Source organism: Acinetobacter sp. FDAARGOS_515, from assembly GCF_003938865.1.
Classification (GTDB): domain Bacteria; phylum Pseudomonadota; class Gammaproteobacteria; order Pseudomonadales; family Moraxellaceae; genus Acinetobacter; species Acinetobacter ursingii.
In genome coordinates this window covers 295,386-315,137 of the sequence record NZ_RKIX01000003.1, presented here as the reverse complement: position 1 = coordinate 315,137, position 19,752 = coordinate 295,386, and the positions used below count along the sequence as shown (strand labels likewise).

Below are 19,752 nucleotides of genomic sequence, written 5' to 3'. Positions count from 1 at the left end.
AGATTTTAACTTTTTGGGTTGTTTTTTATGTCCGATTGGCCACCAAAACCACAAAATGAACCATCGAATAGCAATAATAAGGCTGGACAGGAATGGCAAATTTTGGAAAAAGCGGTTCTTGCCTCTGTAGAAGAACAACGTCGAGCCAGACGTTGGGGAATATTTTTCAAACTTCTCACCTTTCTTTACTTAATTTTCATTATCGTTGTTTTGGGTCGTGGGTGTTCTAGTGTAGAAAGTAGTACAACAACTTCAAGTTCAAGCCCGCATCTGGCGGTCGTGAATATTATTGGTACGATTGATTCAGGTAACCAGTCCGTCAACAGCGAAGATACCAATAAAGCACTGAAACGAGCATTTGAGTCAAAATCAAGTCAAGCTGTAGTGTTAAATATCAACTCTCCAGGTGGATCGCCTGTGCAGTCTGATGAAATTTGGCAACAAATTCGATATTTAAAACAACAGCATACTGATAAGAAAGTCTATGCAGTGATTGGTGATATGGGGGCATCTGGTGCTTACTATATCGCGTCGGCGGCAGATGAAATTATTGTCAATCCTTCAAGTCTGGTCGGGTCGATCGGGGTGATTATGCCGAATTACGGCATAAGTGGGCTTGCTCAAAAGTTAGGTATTGAAGACCGCACCATGACTTCAGGTTCAAATAAAGACATTCTGAGCATGACCAAACCGATTAATCCGCAGCAGCGTGAACATATTCAGGCATTATTGGATAATGTGCATCAGCACTTTATCGATGCAGTGAAACAAGGTCGCGGCAAGCGCCTGAAAACAGATGACCCTGCGATCTTCTCAGGTTTATTCTGGACAGGTGAACAAGCGATTAAACTCGGTATTGCTGACCGTACAGGTAACATAGATAGTTTGATGCGTGAGCTAAAACTTGATACTAAAGTAAACTATACCATTGAACGTAGTCCATTTGAGTCTTTGCTTGGGCGTATGGGATCACAAATAGGCCAGGGAATTAGCCAGTCGATTTCTCAGCAATTGCAGACGGAACAGCAGGCGCAATTCAAGTAATTGAGTTCGTAAATATGATATCTGATAAACCAATAATTCACTTTGCGCACGCCAATGGCGTGCCTTCTCAAGTCTATCAAAAACTTTTTGATGCACTTAAAGATGACTATGACATCATTTATGTGCCTTTGATCGGGCCGGATAAGCGTTATCCGATTACCAATCATTGGCCGCATCTGGTTGAGCAAATTGTTGATAGTATTGTGCAACAGGCGCAAGGTCGCAAAGTGATTGGTCTCGGACATTCTCTGGGTTCAGTGTTAACCTTGATGGCTTGCTATCAACGTCCAGAATTGTTTTCTCAAGTGATCATGCTAGATCCGCCGTTGATTTTGGGCAAATACTCCTTTGCTTTTCATATGGCAAAGCTGATCAGTCCAAAGCAAGTGGATAAAATGACACCCGCTGGTTTGTCTTCACGACGTCGGGATCATTGGGCATCGAAAGAGCAAGCCGCTGAATTATTGCGTCCTAAGGGTTTTTATCAGCATTTTGATCCAGAATGTTTCGAGGCTTATATCCAATATGGCTTAAGTCCAGATCCTGCGCGCGGTGGTGTGACGCTGACCATTCCTAAGGCAGATGAAGTTGAGATCTTCCGACAGAATCCATCTTGGTGGTGGTTAACACCACGACATTCTCCACATGTCCCTGTACATTTGGTGGTTGGAGAAAGAAGTGATTTTCTAAAACGAGGTTTTCCTCAAAAAGCCAAAAAAACATTAAGTATTCCATATACGGTAGTTAAAGGCGGACATATGTTCCCATTGGAATATCCATTGGCGACATCTGATCAGATTAGACAATTAATCAATGAGCAGAGCCAACAAAAAAGCGCGTAATTAACGCGCTTTTTTTTGAGTTAAAGTTCGGGCTTTTATTGTTTGGCTCTAAAGTCATTTGAAAACATGGAGCAGGTGTCTTGGCACCTGTCTTAATTCAAGTGTTATGAATGCAAATAGGCTTGAATTATCTTCAAAATACCGCGATTGACTGAAATCGAATAGAAATTTCTCACTATACGCTGACGAAATATTTGCAAATAAGATGTATTGATCCTAAATGGATTGAACTCAGTAATAATGCGAGACCACACTCCAAGTGCGGGAATGTTGGCTCCAAATTAGAGATTAGAATAGACTTCTTTCATCAGTTCCTTTTACTCCTTCCTCTGCGAGAAAAATAGAGAGGCTTTGAACAATAAAGAATTTTAGACAATGATGAAAGAAGTCTAATAAAGCAAAAAGCCAGTTACTTGCGTAACTGGCTTTCATCAAAAACAGTCAAACTTTTTTAACATGCAATATCGTGATTTTATTCAGAAGCAGAGGGCTTTGAATTTAATAACTTATATAAAACATACATCAGCACAATCCAGATCGGAATCATAATCACTGATTCCTTAAATCCTTGTGTCCACATGATATAGAGTACAACCGCAATAAACAGAAGAACGATATAGTTACTTACAGGAGACCAAAGCGCAGGGAAGGATACTTTGTGATGCAATGTTTTCATTGCAGATCTGAATTTTAAATGGGTTAGACTGATCATCGCCCAATTTAGAACCAAAGCACCCACAACGACATACATCAAGTGACCAAGCGCATCTTCTGGAACAAAATAGTTCAATAATACACAACCGAAAATCAATACCGCAGACAATAAAACGGCTGGAATAGGAACGCCTTCTTTATTCACCTTTTTAAACACGGCTGGTGCATTGCCTTGCTGCGCTAGACCATAGAGCATCCGACTATTGGCATACATCCCACTATTATAAACCGATAAAGCCGCAGTCAAAATAATGAAATTCAGTAGATGAGCTGCCCAGCCAATTCCCAATTGACTAAAGATCATCACAAATGGGCTTTTATCCAGACCGCCTAAATCCAACTGATTCCATGGCACTAGAGAAAGCAAAATAGTCAATGAACCCACATAGAAAATCAGGATACGAATCACGACTTGATTGATCGCTTTAGGAATAGTTTTCTTAGGATCATCTGCCTCTGCTGCTGCCATTCCGATCAATTCAATGCCGCCAAAGGCGAACATGAGAAATGCCAACATATAAAATAAGCCATCAAACCCATTTGGAAAAAATCCACCATGTGTCCATAGATTACTAAATGATGCAGTTGAATCTGGACCTGCTGTAAATAACAGATACAGACCAAAAATGATCATTGAAATCACTGCAACGACTTTAATGATGGCGAGCCAAAACTCGGATTCACCATAAAATTTAACATTGGTTAAGTTGATTGCCGTGATCACCACAAAGAAAAACAATACAGAAACCCATGACGGAATATGAGGCCACCAGTAATTAATATACTTAGCGACTGCTGTCAGTTCAGTCATAGCCACCAAAACATAAAGAATCCAGTAGTTCCAGCCTGCTAAAAAGCCAGGAAACTTGCCCCAATATTTATTAGCAAAATGGCTAAATGAACCCGCAACAGGTTCTTCTACAATCATTTCACCAAGTTGGCGCATGATGAGAAAAGCAATCAAACCACCAATGGCATAACCTAGGATAATAGAGGGACCAGCAGATTGAATAACTTGTGCGGAACCAAGAAATAAACCTGTACCAATTGCGCCTCCCATGGCAATCAATTGGATATGACGGTTTTTTAACCCCCGCTGAAGTTTTGAAGAATCGTTGTTCAAAGGACTTCGCTCGACCGTGAATAAGTGGGACATTCTAATAGATGAAGTGATTTTAGCCTAGCCTGACTATAAAAAAAGCGATCAACTTTAGTTGAACTTAATAGTCGAATTTATCTTGATTTCGATCAATGCATGGACATTTTAAATCGTTTCGTCATGATTTGGGTCATTGAGAAAACATGCTCCGTTGTAAGAAAATAAATCTCTAGACTTAAGTCTAGAGATTTATACATTGGCTTTCTTTACTTATATGATGTATGAAATTAGTCATGTTACATTTTTGTCTTAAGCAAAAAATAAATGAAAAGGATAACGGATCATGAGTTCGCAACCACAAATTAAAATTCCAGCAACTTATATGCGTGGTGGAACCAGTAAAGGCGTTTTCTTTAAACTGGATGACTTACCTGAATCTGCACAAGTGGCTGGACAGGCGCGTGATCAATTGTTGCTCCGAGTGATTGGAAGTCCAGATCCTTATGGAAAACAAATTGATGGCATGGGAGGTGCAACATCCAGTACCAGTAAAACCGTCATTTTGAGCAAAAGTACGCAGCCAGAGCATGATCTTGATTATTTATTTGGACAAGTATCCATTGACCAGCCTTTTGTTGATTGGAGTGGAAATTGTGGCAATTTAACTGCTGCGGTCGGTTCTTTTGCCATTAGTCATGGCTTGGTCGAACCGAGCCGTATTCCTGAAAATGGCATCTGTACGGTGAGAATCTGGCAAAAAAATATTGAAAAAACCATTATTGCACATGTTCCAATCACCAATGGTCAGGTTCAGGAAACAGGTGATTTTGAACTAGATGGGGTAACCTTCCCCGCAGCAGAAGTACAAATTGAATTTCTTGACCCTGCTGATGATGGCGGAGAGGGCGGCGACATGTTTCCGACAGGAAATGTCGTAGATACGCTTGATGTACCAGAAGTTGGAAGTTTTCAAGCCACTTTTATTAATGCAGGTATTCCTACAATTTTCTTAAATGCTCACGATTTGGGCTATACGGGCACGGAATTGCAGGATGCGATTAATGGTGATGCTCAAGCCTTGACACGTTTTGAAAAAATTCGAGCTTATGGTGCAGTTCAAATGGGCTTAATTTCAGATGTGAGTCAAGCCGCAGCGCGCCAACATACGCCAAAAATTGCATTTGTCGCCCCTGCAAGTACTTATCAATCTTCAAGCGGTAAAACGGTTCAAGCACAAGATGTTGATTTATTGGTACGTGCATTATCTATGGGTAAATTACATCACGCCATGATGGGCACGGCAGCTGTTGCCATAGGAACTGCTGCTGCTATTCCTGGAACTTTGGTCAATCTTGCGGCAGGGGGCGGTGCACGAGAAGCTGTACGTTTTGGGCATCCATCAGGCAGCTTAAGAGTAGGAGCGCAAGCCGAACAACAGGGTGAAAAATGGGTAGTGAAAAAGGCCATCATGAGCCGCAGTGCGCGTGTATTAATGGAAGGCTGGGTACGCGTTCCAGCAGATAGTTTCTAATAAAAACATGCTTTAGAAATCAGCTCATCTGCTGCAATAAGCAGAATGAGTTAATTTCGACATAAAGTCCCGATATAGATTAAATAAGCTATACGGGACTTTATCGTTGAGTAAAGAGAATCGATATTACGTGTGAATTTAGCGTGTTAAAGTGAAGCTTTTGAATTCTATGTAACGCAAAAGGCGATTTATTTTAAGATTAACTTAAATACACTTCTTTAATCCTTGTTTAAACTTTCGTGATTTTCTTGCATAGGCAGAAGTCAAAGGGACTTATGAAAGAAGTCTTATTTATTTGTGAGAATTAGATCATTAAAATAATTAAATGAGTGGATTTTATTGCATATTTTGAAGAAAATTTGAGTACAATGTCCTTCTGGTGGGAAAATATAATTGCAAATATGCTTAATGATAATGATTTAGAAACGGTGTTTATTTTGGGGCAGCAACAATTACGTACGTTGACACCTCTAATCTCCAAGGAATCTATACAAAGTTCAGTACCTACTCTGTCTTTATTGGATAAATTACCTGTTCCTGCATTTATTTTAAGTAGTGATGGCATTTTTTTAAAGGTCAATCAGTTATTTGCCGATATCTATGCTAGTGATGCTTTATATATGCAAGGCAAGTCGATCAATAGCTTTATTGACAATATTGAATCTGAAATATCCGCTATACTTGAACAATTTGAGCATAATGATGGGCATTATGAAAAAGAACTCTATGTAAAGGGCCATTTTTATAATACGTATTGCCGAGCCTTAAAAAACGATAATGAGCAAATTATCGCGTTGATGACGGTTTGGGCGGAAGTGACTAAATTAAAACGCCGAGAGCGAGTACTCGAACTTAATAATCTACGTTTACAGGAATATCTGTATGTCGATGCCATTACTGGTGCTGCCAATCGCTTGGCACTGGAACAATGGTTAAGTGAAACTCAATCCGAGCAAAAAAAGACCCCTTTTTATGCCTTGATGTTTGATCTGGATGATTTTAAAAAATTCAATCAGACGTATAGTTACAGTCAGGGAGACATTGTTTTAAAAGAAATTGCAGAACTTTTGCAAAGTTATTTAAATCCCAATGAAAGTATGCTGTATCGACTAAATTCTGCTCAATTTGTTATTGTTATGCCTAACGCTTCAGAACTTACGGCTTATACATTGGCAGAGCGTTTGCGCATTGCAATTTATGATGCTGCATATTTTTTTGAAGAAGGAGTTCATGATCGCCTAACTGCAACGGTTGCGATTTACAAACCTTCATTTCAAGAATCGACGTCATTTTCTGAAATTGAATCGCGTTTATGTTTTGCGATCAAGAATGTCAAAGTCAGAGAAAAGAATAAAAGCATTTCACTAGAATGATCTATTGCATAAAATTTTTATTAAGGTTTTATCAAGTTTAAATTTTATGTAAAACAGATACATCTGTCACATTTTAGTTGATGAAAAAAGTTTAAGCCTGATATGAATATGTTATCTTTGTGGGCAACTCATCAGATCGCGCTTGGGCGTGTAAAGATCTCTTATTTTTTGTTTCATCAGAGGCTGTCGTGACATCGATTTCACCAGTAAATGCCAATGCATTATTTGCGGCACAAGAGCGTATTCAGCAAGATTTAAAATTGGCCTTAGATGCTTTTTCTTTGGCTGAACCTTTGAAGTCAGCCGTTTATCACGCTGTAATGTTAGGTGGAAAACGTGTACGTCCAGCGTTATGTTATGCAGCAGCATCACTCAATCAACATTCAAATTTTGCTGCGGCACGCCGCGCTGCGGTTGCGGTGGAGTTTATTCATTGTTACTCATTGGTGCATGATGATCTGCCATGTATGGACAATGATTTATTACGCCGTGGGCAGCCGACTTGTCATGTGGCCTTTGGGGAAGACACCGCCTTACTCGCGGGAGATATTTTACAGTCGATGGCATTTGAAGTTTTGACCAGTCGCTTATTTGACCAACAGGCAAGTGTAGATAGTACAGTTGTACTAAAACAAGTCCAAATCTTGGCAACTGCTAGTTCTAAAATGGTGAGTGGTCAAGTCATGGACTTGCAGGCAGAAGGCAAAGCAATCGATCAAAATCAACTTGAGACCATCCATCGCAATAAAACAGGGGCTTTGATTCAGGCTGCGATTATGATGGGTGCCGTCACCGCATTTTCAGGCACAGATCAAGCCATTCCTCAGTTGCGTCAATTTGGGCAAAACATCGGGCTGGCTTTTCAGGTGCATGATGATGTACTGGATATTATTTCCACTACCGAAACATTGGGGAAAACCGCAGGTAAAGATGAACAGGTAGAAAAGTCAACTTATCCAGCATTGATGGGTTTAGAACAAGCACAACAATATGCCCAATCTTTACAGCAACAAGCGCTTGCTGCTTTGGATTATTTTGGTGAATCTGCCAAAGATTTGCTGGAAATTGCGCAGTTTGTATTATCGAGAAAAAACTGATTTTCAGGGTTTTAACGTGCAATTCTTTTCAAAAAAATTGCACGTGTTGAGGCATTTTTTGGGGATTATGACGGATTTCGTCCCATCACACCACGAATAGTATTGAGAATATCGGCAGGGAGTACCACGGTTTTGGCATTATTGGATTTCGCCAAATCCTGCATGGCCTTGATATATTGTTCACCCAACAAATAAGCCACAGGAATTTCCTGTTCACCGACTGCCGAAGTCACCATTTCAATGGCTTTTTGCGAAGCCTCAGCCAAGACCACCTGAGCTTCAGCATCACGACGTGAAGCTTCCAGACGACCATCGGCTTCTAAAATCGCCGCTTGTTTTTCACCATCTGCACGAGTGACGGTTGCACGACGCTGACGCTCTGCTGCGGCTTGCGCTTCCATCGCCGCCTGCATTGTTGTTGACGGTTGAATATCCTGAATTTCGACGGTTTTTAAGGTAATGCCCCAGTCTGAAATATCATCTGAAATGGCAGCTTTAAGTTTGGCTTTAATATGATCACGCGAGGATAATGCATCATCCAGATCCATCTCACCAACGATAGAACGTAGCGAGGTCTGAACCAGATTTTGAATTGCCCATGTATAGTTCTCAATGCCATACACCGCCTTTTCAGGCGTGGTTAAATTAATATAAGCCACGGCATTCATGACCAAAACCGCGTTATCGCGAGTAATGACTTCCTGCGAAGGAATATCTAAGACAATGTCTTTGGTCGTGACTTTATAAGCGACTTCATCGACATAGGGAATCACAAAATTTAGTCCAGGACTGAGTGTTGCGTGATATTTTCCTAGACGCTGAACAATCCATTTATAGCCCTGAGGAACAATACGCACCCCTTTAAAAATGGTCACTCCCACAAAAATGAGAAAGGCTAAACCAATAATCGTACCGACTGGCATAAAAAATCCTCTTATGTTTCTTGAGATTTATGTAATTGAACAACCAGATCATTGCCCATAATATCGACTACACGTACACGATCACCCACCTCTACAGGTGAGAGGCTACGGCAATTCCATTCATCAGCACCCAATACGGGCAAGGCAAAACGCACCACGACCTGATCATGAGTTAAGCCGACCTGAATTACCATGCCAATTTGACCAATGGTGGCTTCGCGGGATAATCCCGCTTTGGTTTTATCAATTGAAAGTGGCTTAATAAATTTAAACCATAGAATCGTGCAAAGAATAGACAAAATGATCCACACCACAATTTGTATGTTTAAACTCATGATGGGGAAAAGCCACAATAAAACACCCACCATAATGGCGGCAATACCAAACCAAAGGGCGGCAAAGGCAGGTAAAATCAACTCAGAAAGCATGAGAATGATACCTAAAACAAACCAATGCCAGGGTTCTAAAACTAATTCCATAGCGTTGCTCATATTACTTATGTGAAAGATGAAAAAATCATCAGTTATCAATGTAACAGAACTGGGCAAGGATGAATATTAAAATAGCGAAATGAATATAAAAATCAAAAAAATGCTTTCTAGTTGATGGGGTGTAGGGTATTTAAATCAGAGTCAAATACCCTTGAGAATGGCTTTTTTTTATCACTCTTTAGACTTTCTTTATTTTTCTCTCTTAGCGAGAAATCAAAGGGATTGATGAAAGAAGTCTAAGATGAACAAGCTTTAAAATTTTGGACGTGGTGCAGGTTTGAGTGCGGCAGGAGATTGTTTAAAGGCATTAATGACGCCTTGAATCTGTTTAATTTTGAGCTGTGCCGCTTTTTCACCTTCCAAAATGGCCTGATTGCTCGATTTCAAATCCAGTACGCCTAAATTGCCAACTTTAGGCTGAATGACGACATTGGCCTGATTGAGCTCAGTGCTAATACTTTGCTGACCCATAATATTAATGGTCTGATCCAAAAGCCCCAGCATATTGCCAGCGCCCGCACCTGTTGGACGTGCAGAAATATCGACAGCAATGACAATATCTGCACCCATATCTTTGGCCGTTTTAACTGGAATTGGGCTGACTAGACCACCATCGACATATTTTACATTCCCAATCGTTGCAGGTACAAAGACATTGGGAATACTACACGATGCGCGAACGGCCTGACCTGCATTACCTTTAATAAAATCGGCTTTTTGACCATTGTCCAGACGAGTAGCAACAGCGGCAAAACGAATCGGAAACTTTTCAATCGGTTTATTTCCGACTTGGGTATTCACATAATCTTGTAATTTTTGACCTAAAATAATGCCCTGACGATTGAGGGTAAGATCGCGCAGATCAGATTCCTGTAACTTCAGCGCAAGACTCTGCATTTGGTAAGGCGTTTGACCACTCGCATAAATACTGCCAACAAAACTTCCAGCACTGGTTCCTGTCACGATTTTAGGCTTGATCCCATGAGATTCTAAAACTTTAATCACCCCAATATGCGCAAATCCTTTCGCACCGCCACCGCCAAGAGCCAATGCAATCACAGGTTCGCGGGCTTTGAGAGGAGTGGTTTGAGTCGAAGTTTTAACGGTTTTATCACAGCCAAATAGCGCAAGGCTCAGGGTGCCAATCAAGGCAAAATGTGCAACTTTCATTTTCAGTTAAAATAGCAAAAAAATGGTCAAAAAGATGCGCACATCTCAACAGATTTGAGACCTGAATACTAGCGTTTTTTGACTAGATTTTGTAAAGGTAATGAGAGCCAGTCTGGGGTATGTGGTGAGAATTTTCCTGCAAATCGCTGCATCATCTGATCCAAATCTTGTTCATAGTGACCTGTTGGATCAAACACGCCCAAGCTATGAATAATTTTATGGTCGAAATCAAATGCAAAAATGACAATTGGAATGTGTGCTTTTAAAGCGATTTGATAAAAACCACTTTTAATTTTTTCTGCTTTTTTTCGAGTGCCTTCAGGCGCCATACCGACCCAAATTTGATCTTGCTGTTGAATAAACTCCACCACTTGTGCAGTTAATCCATTGATGCGATCACGTTTCACAGGAATCAAGCCAGCCCATTTTAAAAAAGGCTGAAAGGGCGGTTTAAAGAGGCTATCTTTACCCAACACAGTAATCTTAATGCCTAGTCCACCAATCGCCAGAAAACCATACCATGCATCAATATTTGAGGTATGTGGCGCAATAATCGCAACAGCCTTACTTAAATTTGGAAATTCACCTTCAATGCTCCAGCCTTGCGCTAAAAAAAGGGTTTTAAATAATGCTCGGCTCAAAGGTGTACCCCGATGCGGGACTTGATCAGGTAATTCTGGAAAATGTGGCATATATTTATCACTATAAAAATCCTTTTTTATGATCATAGGCTTTTGAAATTGAACTGACATTGGCAAAATGTAGACTTTACTGCTCAACTTTTTTGCAAAGGGAAAAGGATGCTCAATCCTGTGCGCTTATATGTCTTATTATTTTCATTGTATTGGGCGCAGGGATTACCTGTTGGTTTCATGACCCATGCTTTGCCTGTGATTTTAAGATCGCAGGGAGTTTCTTTGGCACATATTGGTGGGTTTGGTTTACTGATGTTGCCGTGGTCAATCAAGATTCTTTGGGCACCCTTAGTCGATCGGTTTGGTAGCGCTAAAATAGGACATTATCGAAGCTGGATTTTACCGACTCAGATTTTTAGTGTGCTTATTTTAGTGACGTTATCTTTTTATCCGATTGAGTCACTCAGCCAAACAGATTCCCTATTTTTATTTTTTGTACTGCTGCTTTGCTTGAATTTAACTGGAGCGACACAGGATATTGCCACTGATGCATTGGCAGTGAATCTGCTGAAAACAGATCAACAACATTGGGGCAATACCTTTCAGGTGATTGGTTCACGTCTTGGGTTTATTGTGGGTGGAGGCGTTTTGCTTTGGGCTCTGGATTGGTTTAGTTGGCAAATGACTTTTCTCGGTCTGGCTTTGCTGGTACTCGTCAATACCATTCCTGTCTGGTCTTATAACAATGAACAAACCCGAATAAATCATGCATCGCAACCAACCCCAACGCAATTTGCATTGAAAGACTATATTAAGCATTTTACGCAGTCGCCTGAGTTACGTTGCTGGTTGTGGGTACTGATCAGTTTTAAAATTGCGGATGGTTTGAGTGGTCCTTTATTAAAACCCCTTATGGTCGATATAGGACTGAACTTTACTCAGATTGGTGTCTATATCACCATGTTCGGTGCATTTGCGGCATTGTGTGGAGCAGTTATCGCAGGTTATTTACTTAAGCGATATACACGATCAACCTTGCTGTTGGTGTTTTCTTATTGCAAAATTTTAACGCTCTTCGCATATGCAGGTTTAGCCTTCGCTTTTGAGCGGAATGTCCAGATTCCTAATCTTATTGTGTATTTGATTAATGCACTGGAAGATGCGGTATCAGCGATGCTTTTAGTGGTTATGCTGACTTTGGTGATGCAATACAGTCGCAAAGCGTTTGCAGGAACAGATTTCACTTTTCAGGTTGCCATCATGGCAACAGTAAGCGGTGGTTTATATATCTTAAGTGGAATTGTGGGGGATTGGTTGGGTTATGCCCTGTATTTGGCACTGATTGTATTGATTGCGATCGTTTGCTTGGTTCCCATCTATCGATGGTGTGAATACTAGTACCTCCACTGACACCAAGATTTTAGCATAACTTTTCTTTTAATCGTTCATAGGGTGTTTTGCCATTCATAGCTGCATATGTCCACTTCCCTTAAACTGAGACAGTCATAACTAGAGTTTTCCAGTTTTACCCTGTAAATCGCAGGGGGTAAATTGCCTAAACTTTCATGGGGGCGTTGCTCGTTGTAATCCGTACGCCACAACCATGCCATTTCTCTCACTTGAGTTAAGTTTTCAAATAAATATGCATTGAGAAATTCTCTCCTGAATGAACCATTGAACCGTTCAATGAATGCATTCTGCTGTGGCTTGCCAGGTTGTATATGTACCACTTCAATCCTATGTTCTTCACACCAGTCCAGTAATTTAGCCGAAATCAATTCAGAACCATTATCAACTCGAAGTTGCTTAGGTAAACCACGTTGCTGCGGTAATCTATCCAGTACTCTGACAACACGTTCAGCGGGCAGTGATGTATCAACTTCAATATCCAGACATCCTAGTACTTTCATCCACAATATTCAAAGTACGAAAACGTCTACCGCAATACAGGCTGTCACTCATAAAATCTAGCGCCCATTGATGGTTGGCTTGAGCCACTACTTTCAAGGGCTGTGCAATGCGCTTAGGAAGAGCTCGCTTTTGGCGACGTGGCATATTCAAACCCATCAAACAGTACACTCGATAAACCCTTTTGTGATTCCAACTATGGCCTTGACGACGAATACGACCAAAACATTTCCAAAAGCCCGATTGTGGAGACTGTTTCAAGACATAATTTAAGGCATCAATGACAGCAGCATCTCGCTTACGCCAACTTGTACTTCGTCGATAGTAGCTGGCTTTGCTGAACCCACTCAAACGACAGGCTTGCATGACTGACAATCCAAGTGAAATCAGAGCATTCACACAATCTCGTCGATCTGCTATCACCAACCCTTTTTTGCGAATAATTCCTTCATCACATGGTTTTCCAGACTGAGTTCAGTAAACATTTTTTTTAGTTTGGTATTTTCTTCTTCTAACTCACGCATACGCTTGACTTCAGATGCTTCCATACCACCATATTTACTTTTCCATACATAATAGGTGGCATTGCCAATACCATGTTTACGGCAAATATCGTCAACTTTCATCCCAGCATCGGCTTCTTTCAAGATGCTGATAATTTGGCTTTCGGTAAATCTTCATTTTTTCATGTCTGTCTCCTGATCTTATTTAATCAGAAAACTCTAGTTATGACTGTCTCAGTTTAAGGGAAGTGGACATAAAATGGTGCGCTCGGCGGGACTCGAACCCACGTCGGTCACTTAGGAGGCAACTGCTCTATCCAGTTAAGCTACAAGCGCGCAATTTTATGATTATAAACAAAAAAGTTATTGTTGAGGCAATAATTTATTATTTTATAGGGTTTCTTATTTTGAAATAATTTTAAACCTATAATATTCATCTTATGGGAATAATTTAAGATCAAGTATTATACATAATCAAATGATTCAATGACCTTCACAACGATAATAGTAGATGGTGAGTTATATGGTATTTGTCAAAATCAGTTCATCTGATTTGAATGAAAAACAATCTACCATTGATCTTGAAATGCTTACTCAAATGGATTGAGGAGCTTGGGAATATCATCATCAACTCAAATGTCTGAAAAATTAAAAGCCAGTTAATTATTTAACTGGCTTTTATTGAAAATTTTCAGCAATTTAGGCTGTGCCCACTTTACTTTTACATTTGGCAGAGCTGTAAAGGTTTGCTAATCGGCTTGCCTTTAAATAATGCCTGACCAGACTGATACTGAATAGTTTGATTACAAATCCATTCTACCACTTGAGGATAAATCAGATGTTCAAGTTCATGCACACGTTTTGCTAACGTGTTGGCATTATCATTTTGAGCAACTTTAACTACACCTTGTAATAAGGCAGGGCCCGCATCAAGTTCTGCCGTCACATAATGAACAGTACAGCCATGAAAAACGTCGCCAGTATTAAGCACTCGTTGATGGGTATGCATGCCTTTATATAAAGGCAATAGGGAAGGGTGAATATTAATCATTTTCCCTTCCCATGCTTTTACAAATTTTTCACTCAGGATCCGCATAAAACCAGCAAGTATCACAAGGTCGACACCCCACTGTATAAGTTGATGATGCATAGCATCATCAAACATTTCACGGTGAGGATAAGCTTTATGTTCAATGACTTGCGTTTCGATGTTGGCTTGTTTAGCCCGCTCTAGCGCATAGGCATCTGCTTTATTGGAAATGACACCGACAATTTCACCAGACCAATGTTGCATACATTGAGCATCAATCAGGGCTTGTAAGTTGCTGCCATTTCCTGAAACAAGTACCGCAATTTTCATCACGCAAAGATCACACGAATTTTTTCGTCAGCACCTTCTACAGATTCAGCATTATCCTGAATATGACCAATTTTCCATGCTTTTTCACCTTGTGAATTCAGCACTTCAATGGTTTTATCTGCATCAGCCGCATCTACTGCGATGACCATGCCCACGCCACAGTTAAAGGTACGATACATCTCAAACTGTTCTACACCACCTTCTCGTTGAAGTAGTTTGAACAATTCTGGCCATTCCCAAGATGCTTCATCAATTACTGCTTGAGCACCGTTTGGAAGTACGCGTGGTAAATTACCCGGTAAACCGCCACCAGTAATATGTGCCATTGCATGCACATCGACTTGTTTGCACAGTTCAAGCACTGGTTTTACATAAATCCGTGTAGGTTCCATTGCGACATCGGCCAATGAGCGACCGTCAATTTGTTGAGTCAAATCAACATTTTTTACATCAAGAATTTTACGAAGCAGTGAATAGCCGTTTGAATGTGCGCCGCTTGAAGCGATGCCAATCAAAACATCACCTGCTTTTACTTTTGAGCCATCAATAATTTTGCTTTGTTCAACCACACCGACTGCAAAACCAGCCAAGTCGTAATCTTCACCTTCATACATGCCTGGCATTTCAGCAGTTTCACCGCCTACCAATGCGCAACCTGCAAGCTCACAGCCTTTCCCAATACCAGTCACGACATTAGCTGCAACGTCTACATTTAAATGTCCTGTTGCATAATAGTCGAGGAAGAATAATGGTTCTGCACCACAGACCAATAAATCATTGACACACATGGCAACCAGATCTTGCCCAATGGTGTCGTGACGATTGAGGTTGAGTGCTAAACGTAATTTTGTGCCTACACCATCTGTGCCAGAAACCAAAACAGGCTCTTCATAACCTTTTGGAATTTTACAGAGTGCGCCAAAGCCACCTAGACCGCCCATGACTTCAGGGCGAGTAGTACGTTTAGCTACCGACTTGATACGATCGACCAGTGCGTCGCCCGCTTCAATGTCGACGCCCGCATCTTTATAGCTTAAACCAGTATTTGGGGTAGAAGTTGAGTTGCTCATAGTGAAGTCTCCGCATTGGCGGCAGATTATAACCTGAATATACGAAACTCTTATGTTATTTATGCTGTTAAATGCTATCTTTAATTAAATATTTTTGCCTCTATAACGAATACATTAGAAAAAGGTCAGATTTTATGCAAGATCGTACCCTGCGTCGCATTTTTATTTTGACAGGTATAGCACTTTTAATTTGGGTTCTTTATTTACTTAAACCCGTTGTGATTCCATTTGTGGTCGCATTTTTGGTTGCCTATTTATTTAGTCCACTGGTTGAGAAACTCAGCAAAATCGGACTTCCGCGTTGGGTCTCTATTGGGATTGTATTTATTGGTATTGGCATCTTGTTGGTTTTGGCAATCTGGTATGTCGTTCCTTTAGTTTGGCAACAGTTGATCTATGCCAGAGATAGTATTCCTGCGGGCATTCATTGGATCAATGCGACTTTTCTACCGTGGGTATCACATACCTTTAATGTGGAACGTATGGAAATTGATACCGATCAGATTTCAACAGTGGTCATGGAATATATACAGACCAATTATAGTGCCGACAGTATTCAAGCAATGGCTTTAAGACTGGCTCAGTCTGGTCTAAGTTTTATCCAAATTGGCGGAACTGTTGTTTTAATCCCTGTAATTGCGTTTTATTTCTTACTCGATTGGAACCGTATGTTGCAAAGCTTACGTCGTCTCATTCCACGTCCTTATGAAGAAAGTACTCTACGCATAGTAGGTGAATGTCATAGTGTGTTAGGTGCATTTGTAAAAGGTCAATTTTTGGTGATGTTGCTGCTAGGTATTGTATATGCTGTAGGACTTCAACTGATTGGTCTTGAAGTTGGACTCATTATTGGAATGGTAGCAGGGTTGGCCAGTATTATTCCGTATTTAGGTTTTGCTGTAGGCATTATTGCAGCACTTATTGCCACACTGTTTCAGTTTGGCGTGGACTGGATGCAACTCGCGCTGGTCGTGATTGTATTTATGATTGGACAAGCCGTTGAAGGTTATATTCTACAGCCATTTTTGTTGGGTGATAAAATTGGACTTTCACCTGTGGCGGTTGTTTTTGCTGTACTAGCAGGTGCACAACTTGCAGGCTTTTGGGGAATGTTGATCGCTCTGCCTGTCGCCGCTGTTATCGTGGTATTGTTGCGACATGTTCGTGAAGCTTATGAGCATAGTCAGCTATACGGGTCTGATGCCATTGTCGTACAGCATGCTGGGGGTGAACATATTAGTGTCGAAACTGAAAGTGTTGATCTTGATATTGAAATCAAAAAGCCGCAAGATACTGATGTCCCAAACAATTCTACACCTAAATAGCCAAGAGGTTGCTCACGAGGTTTATGACATAGTATGCGTCAACTACAGTTGGATATTGAACCTCAACTTGATGCCCGAATCAGTGATTTTTCTGGGCCGGGTTGGGGACATGTTGTTGATGCCGTTCGTCAGTTACATGCAGGATTAGTCAATCGCTTTTATATTTATGGCGGGGCGGGTTCTGGGAAAAGTCATTTACTTTCAGCAATATGTGATTCCTATCTGGAGATAGGTAAATCTGCAATCAAAGTTTCATTGCTTGAACTTTTAGATGCCCCGATTGAGGCGATTACGTCACTGGAGCGTTATGATCTGGTTGCCTTAGATGACATTGAAGCGATTAGTGGCGTTCCGCATTGGCAACGGGCTGTTTTTCATCTCATTAATTATAATAATGAAGTCGGTGGACAACTGGTATTTTCATCGCGCGTTGCTCCGATTGAACTCAAACTGGAACTTCCTGATTTACAGTCCCGTTTAACACAGGCTGTGAGTGTGAAAGTACCCAATGGCAGTCTGTATGCTGACCGTGAAGCTTTGGTGTTATCCACTGTAGCACGTCGCGGTTTGCATTTTGATCCGCAAATAATTGAATATCTGCTATTGCATGGACCGCATCAAGCGTCTTTACTATTACAATCATTGGCACAGCTTGAAAAAATGCTCAAAGGTGAAAAAACCAAGCTTTCTAATGCAACTTTGAGGCAAATCTATGCCTTGATAGATGAGTATCGCTAGTCATGTGAAAAATCTTGAGTAATTACTCAAGCTATGCGAAAGTACGCAAATTGAACGAAAAGTTGCTAGGACGTGGCGACTTTACAAAAATAATGAAAATGGAAATGAAGGAGAAAGGTATGCTCAAGCGGGGTATAGGCGTTGGGCTGTTGTTTGTCGCTGGTCATGCATATAGTGCTGGCGAAATCATAGTCAACACAACAGCAGACGAAGTTAAGAACGACAATCTCTGTTCTTTGCGCGAAGCAATTGAGTATATCAATTAGGGAATGCCAGAAGCAGGCTATAATGGATGTGGGGGAAAAGACTCTACCGCTGTTGTATTACTGGAAAAACAAAAAACCTATGAATTAAATAGCCAGATTAAAATTCAGAAAGCATTACAGCTTAAAACAACGTATGATACCAGTGTCGGTGAAAACCAATATGGTTTAAATAATGCCACGATTAAAATGGTCGGCAATGACCGTATATTCTATATATATGATGACAATAGTGAAAATGCCCAATATAGCGTTTCATTGATTGAGGTCAATCTGGAAGGCAATCCAAATAGTCCTATTAATAATGGTGGATTAATTTTCAACCATGAGACTTTGGGTTTGCAATACGTCAAATTGATCAATGGACATGCCACGGTCAATGGTGGCGCCATTTATAACGAAGGTGTCTCTACTGACAAAAGTGCAGGCTACGTTAGTGCCCAAAATGTTATTTTCCAGAATAATACAGCCTCGCAAGGCGCAGTCATTTATAGTGAATTACCAAGATTTCATCTTTATCAGACCATTTTGCGTGATAACAAGGCGACAGGTTCAGATCAATCGATATTGTTATATTCTGCTATCGCATTTAATGATGACTCAACCAGTGGTAACGCTAGCTCTCGTTTATATGGTTTAAAGAACAGTACGATTTTTAATAATACAGGCTATATCACCAATGTACGTGATGGCATGATTATTAATAATATCACCATGATTCGAAATAACGCAGGTTTCTACCTTCAAGCACCAAAAGGTGATGCTTATGTGTCAAACAGCATCATTTCTGAAAATGGTTCAAAAAACTGTGTATTTGCAGATGGCGATAAAACCCAATTCATTAACAATCTGACCAAGACTTCTGATTGCGGTAGTGGCAATTCGACTGATCCAAATATCGAGATAGGAAGTAATACCTTATTGGCGGGTGAGTTAGAAGGCAAATGTAATGCTGCTCCAGCAGAAGGTTTACTTTGTCCATATTACTTGCCTGAAAAGCAGTTTTTGGGATTCTTCAAACCCCGTCTCTTGATGTCTTATCAAACTTTAAGTGATTCGCTGATTGTGAATCGAGGTCGTGTCCTCAGTGATGGGACTAATATTACCAGTCTTTCCAGTTGTGAATCGGTCGATCAGCGTGGCAAAACACGTAGCACGAAAGAGCTTTGCGACATTGGGGCGATTGAATTGGTCATTGATGCAGATTCTATTTCACCCGTAGGCCAAGATATTTTGTATGGTGAAACTGCGAAGTTTTCGATTGCGGATCAGTTAGCCGATGGGGAACTACTTCCTGCCAGTGAATGTGAAAGCTTATTGGGCAAACGAGAAGACGGTAAAGCATGGCAGGCAGGTTGTTTGCAAATCGTGCAAACCAACACGCCATCTAAAGGTACATTAACACTCGATCAGGAAGGCAATGTGACTTATGTACCAAATGGAAATTGGCATGGTTCTGATGAATTTAAACTTCGCGTTATGACCACGATTACTCGATTCAGTGATTCTATTGGAAATCGTTATATCGATATTCCTGGAAAAATTGTACAGGATCCACCGAATGATTTTGAAAGTAAAAAAGTAAAAACGGGTGGTGGTAGCTTTGGCTATGGAATGTTAATCGCCTTATTGGGACTTGTAGGTTTAAGACGATTTAAAAAGTAGG

At 40.6% G+C, this 19,752-nt stretch carries 15 protein-coding genes, 1 tRNA gene and 2 pseudogenes; 9 read left to right on the top strand and 9 right to left on the bottom strand.

Features of this window, described 5'->3' with window-relative positions; genetic code table 11:
• Nucleotides 1-27 precede the first annotated feature (27 nt).
• Together sppA and EGS47_RS02980 are read left to right on the top strand one after the other, a co-directional pair.
• A complete protein-coding gene (gene sppA / locus EGS47_RS02985; RefSeq protein ID WP_004990442.1) occupies nt 28-1,044 on the top strand; it encodes a signal peptide peptidase SppA in 1,017 nt (338 codons plus the stop codon).
• Nucleotides 1,045-1,061: 17 nt separating this feature from the next.
• Nucleotides 1,062-1,886 carry an alpha/beta fold hydrolase gene (locus tag EGS47_RS02980; protein ID WP_162897692.1) on the top strand — a complete coding sequence of 275 codons (825 nt, stop codon included), beginning with the start codon at nt 1,062-1,064 and terminating at the stop codon, nt 1,884-1,886.
• A gap of 472 nt (nt 1,887-2,358) precedes the next feature.
• Here the strand turns inward: EGS47_RS02980 and EGS47_RS02975 are convergent, their stop codons facing one another.
• Nucleotides 2,359-3,723, bottom strand: coding sequence for an amino acid permease (locus EGS47_RS02975; RefSeq protein ID WP_005003150.1), 1,365 nt, complete (start codon nt 3,721-3,723; stop codon nt 2,359-2,361).
• 319 nt (nt 3,724-4,042) lie between these two features.
• Between EGS47_RS02975 and prpF the strand changes: the two genes are divergently transcribed.
• The 3 genes from prpF (at nt 4,043) to EGS47_RS02960 (ending at nt 7,700) form a co-directional block, all read left to right on the top strand.
• The gene (gene prpF / locus EGS47_RS02970; RefSeq protein ID WP_119686512.1) at nt 4,043-5,230 is read left to right on the top strand and encodes a 2-methylaconitate cis-trans isomerase PrpF; all 1,188 of its coding nucleotides are present in this window, start codon (nt 4,043-4,045) and stop codon (nt 5,228-5,230) included.
• A 401-nt stretch (nt 5,231-5,631) separates the two neighbouring features.
• Nucleotides 5,632-6,603, top strand: coding sequence for a sensor domain-containing diguanylate cyclase (locus EGS47_RS02965; RefSeq protein ID WP_228198129.1), 972 nt, complete (start codon nt 5,632-5,634; stop codon nt 6,601-6,603).
• Between the two features lie 188 nt (nt 6,604-6,791).
• Nucleotides 6,792-7,700: a polyprenyl synthetase family protein gene (locus tag EGS47_RS02960; protein ID WP_125269168.1), complete on the top strand. Its 909-nt coding sequence runs from the start codon at nt 6,792-6,794 to the stop codon at nt 7,698-7,700.
• A gap of 65 nt (nt 7,701-7,765) precedes the next feature.
• Here EGS47_RS02960 and EGS47_RS02955 read toward each other — a convergent pair whose 3' ends face one another.
• The 4 genes from EGS47_RS02955 to EGS47_RS02940 form a co-directional block, all read right to left on the bottom strand.
• Complete coding sequence (locus tag EGS47_RS02955) at nt 7,766-8,623, bottom strand: SPFH domain-containing protein (RefSeq protein WP_004990430.1); 858 nt, start codon at nt 8,621-8,623, stop codon at nt 7,766-7,768.
• An 11-nt stretch (nt 8,624-8,634) separates the two neighbouring features.
• Entirely contained in the window at nt 8,635-9,102 is a 468-nt protein-coding gene (locus EGS47_RS02950; protein WP_125269167.1) for an NfeD family protein, read from the bottom strand.
• Between the two features lie 264 nt (nt 9,103-9,366).
• Nucleotides 9,367-10,284, bottom strand: coding sequence for a patatin-like phospholipase family protein (locus tag EGS47_RS02945; protein WP_004990424.1), 918 nt, complete (start codon nt 10,282-10,284; stop codon nt 9,367-9,369).
• Between the two features lie 68 nt (nt 10,285-10,352).
• Nucleotides 10,353-10,976 (bottom strand): 1-acyl-sn-glycerol-3-phosphate acyltransferase, encoded by a 624-nt coding sequence (locus EGS47_RS02940; RefSeq protein ID WP_213070259.1) that lies wholly within the window; start codon nt 10,974-10,976, stop codon nt 10,353-10,355.
• Between the two features lie 108 nt (nt 10,977-11,084).
• On the opposite strand from EGS47_RS02940, the gene EGS47_RS02935 reads away from it, so the two are divergent.
• Nucleotides 11,085-12,317 carry an MFS transporter gene (locus EGS47_RS02935; protein ID WP_125269165.1) on the top strand — a complete coding sequence of 411 codons (1,233 nt, stop codon included), beginning with the start codon at nt 11,085-11,087 and terminating at the stop codon, nt 12,315-12,317.
• Between the two features lie 47 nt (nt 12,318-12,364).
• Here the strand turns inward: EGS47_RS02935 and EGS47_RS02930 are convergent.
• From EGS47_RS02930 to purM, 4 genes and pseudogenes are all read right to left on the bottom strand, one after another.
• Nucleotides 12,365-13,504, bottom strand: a pseudogene (locus EGS47_RS02930) (IS3 family transposase); the annotation flags it as partial.
• A gap of 86 nt (nt 13,505-13,590) precedes the next feature.
• Nucleotides 13,591-13,666: transfer RNA gene (locus tag EGS47_RS02925), tRNA-Arg, on the bottom strand.
• 385 nt (nt 13,667-14,051) lie between these two features.
• Nucleotides 14,052-14,693: a phosphoribosylglycinamide formyltransferase gene (purN, locus tag EGS47_RS02920; protein WP_035271982.1), complete on the bottom strand. Its 642-nt coding sequence runs from the start codon at nt 14,691-14,693 to the stop codon at nt 14,052-14,054.
• On the bottom strand, nt 14,690-15,760 hold the full coding sequence (gene purM, locus EGS47_RS02915) for a phosphoribosylformylglycinamidine cyclo-ligase (protein WP_004998948.1): 1,071 nt from the start codon (nt 15,758-15,760) through the stop codon (nt 14,690-14,692). The genes purN and purM overlap by 4 nt, the downstream gene beginning before the upstream one ends.
• A 134-nt stretch (nt 15,761-15,894) precedes the next feature.
• On the opposite strand from purM, the gene cxpE reads away from it, so the two are divergent.
• The 3 genes and pseudogenes from cxpE (at nt 15,895) to rbtA (ending at nt 19,751) form a co-directional block, all read left to right on the top strand.
• Nucleotides 15,895-17,085: a chloramphenicol efflux transporter CxpE gene (cxpE, locus tag EGS47_RS02910; protein ID WP_125269164.1), complete on the top strand. Its 1,191-nt coding sequence runs from the start codon at nt 15,895-15,897 to the stop codon at nt 17,083-17,085.
• Between the two features lie 33 nt (nt 17,086-17,118).
• On the top strand, nt 17,119-17,823 hold the full coding sequence (gene hda / locus EGS47_RS02905; protein ID WP_044434548.1) for a DnaA regulatory inactivator Hda: 705 nt from the start codon (nt 17,119-17,121) through the stop codon (nt 17,821-17,823).
• A gap of 119 nt (nt 17,824-17,942) precedes the next feature.
• Nucleotides 17,943-19,751 (top strand): annotated as a pseudogene (rbtA, locus tag EGS47_RS02900) (rhombotarget A).
• Nucleotide 19,752: the final 1 nt, after the last annotated feature.

Coding starts and splice junctions, on each gene's coding strand:
- sppA (WP_004990442.1), top strand. CDS start 28: ATGTCCGATTGGCCACCAAAACCACAAAATGAACCATCGAATAGCAAT.
- prpF (WP_119686512.1), top strand. CDS start 4,043: ATGAGTTCGCAACCACAAATTAAAATTCCAGCAACTTATATGCGTGGT.
- EGS47_RS02965 (WP_228198129.1), top strand. CDS start 5,632: ATGCTTAATGATAATGATTTAGAAACGGTGTTTATTTTGGGGCAGCAA.
- EGS47_RS02955 (WP_004990430.1), bottom strand. CDS start 8,623: ATGCCAGTCGGTACGATTATTGGTTTAGCCTTTCTCATTTTTGTGGGA.
- EGS47_RS02950 (WP_125269167.1), bottom strand. CDS start 9,102: ATGGAATTAGTTTTAGAACCCTGGCATTGGTTTGTTTTAGGTATCATT.
- EGS47_RS02945 (WP_004990424.1), bottom strand. CDS start 10,284: ATGAAAGTTGCACATTTTGCCTTGATTGGCACCCTGAGCCTTGCGCTA.
- EGS47_RS02940 (WP_213070259.1), bottom strand. CDS start 10,976: ATGCCACATTTTCCAGAATTACCTGATCAAGTCCCGCATCGGGGTACA.
- EGS47_RS02935 (WP_125269165.1), top strand. CDS start 11,085: ATGCTCAATCCTGTGCGCTTATATGTCTTATTATTTTCATTGTATTGG.
- purM (WP_004998948.1), bottom strand. CDS start 15,760: ATGAGCAACTCAACTTCTACCCCAAATACTGGTTTAAGCTATAAAGAT.
- cxpE (WP_125269164.1), top strand. CDS start 15,895: ATGCAAGATCGTACCCTGCGTCGCATTTTTATTTTGACAGGTATAGCA.
- hda (WP_044434548.1), top strand. CDS start 17,119: ATGCGTCAACTACAGTTGGATATTGAACCTCAACTTGATGCCCGAATC.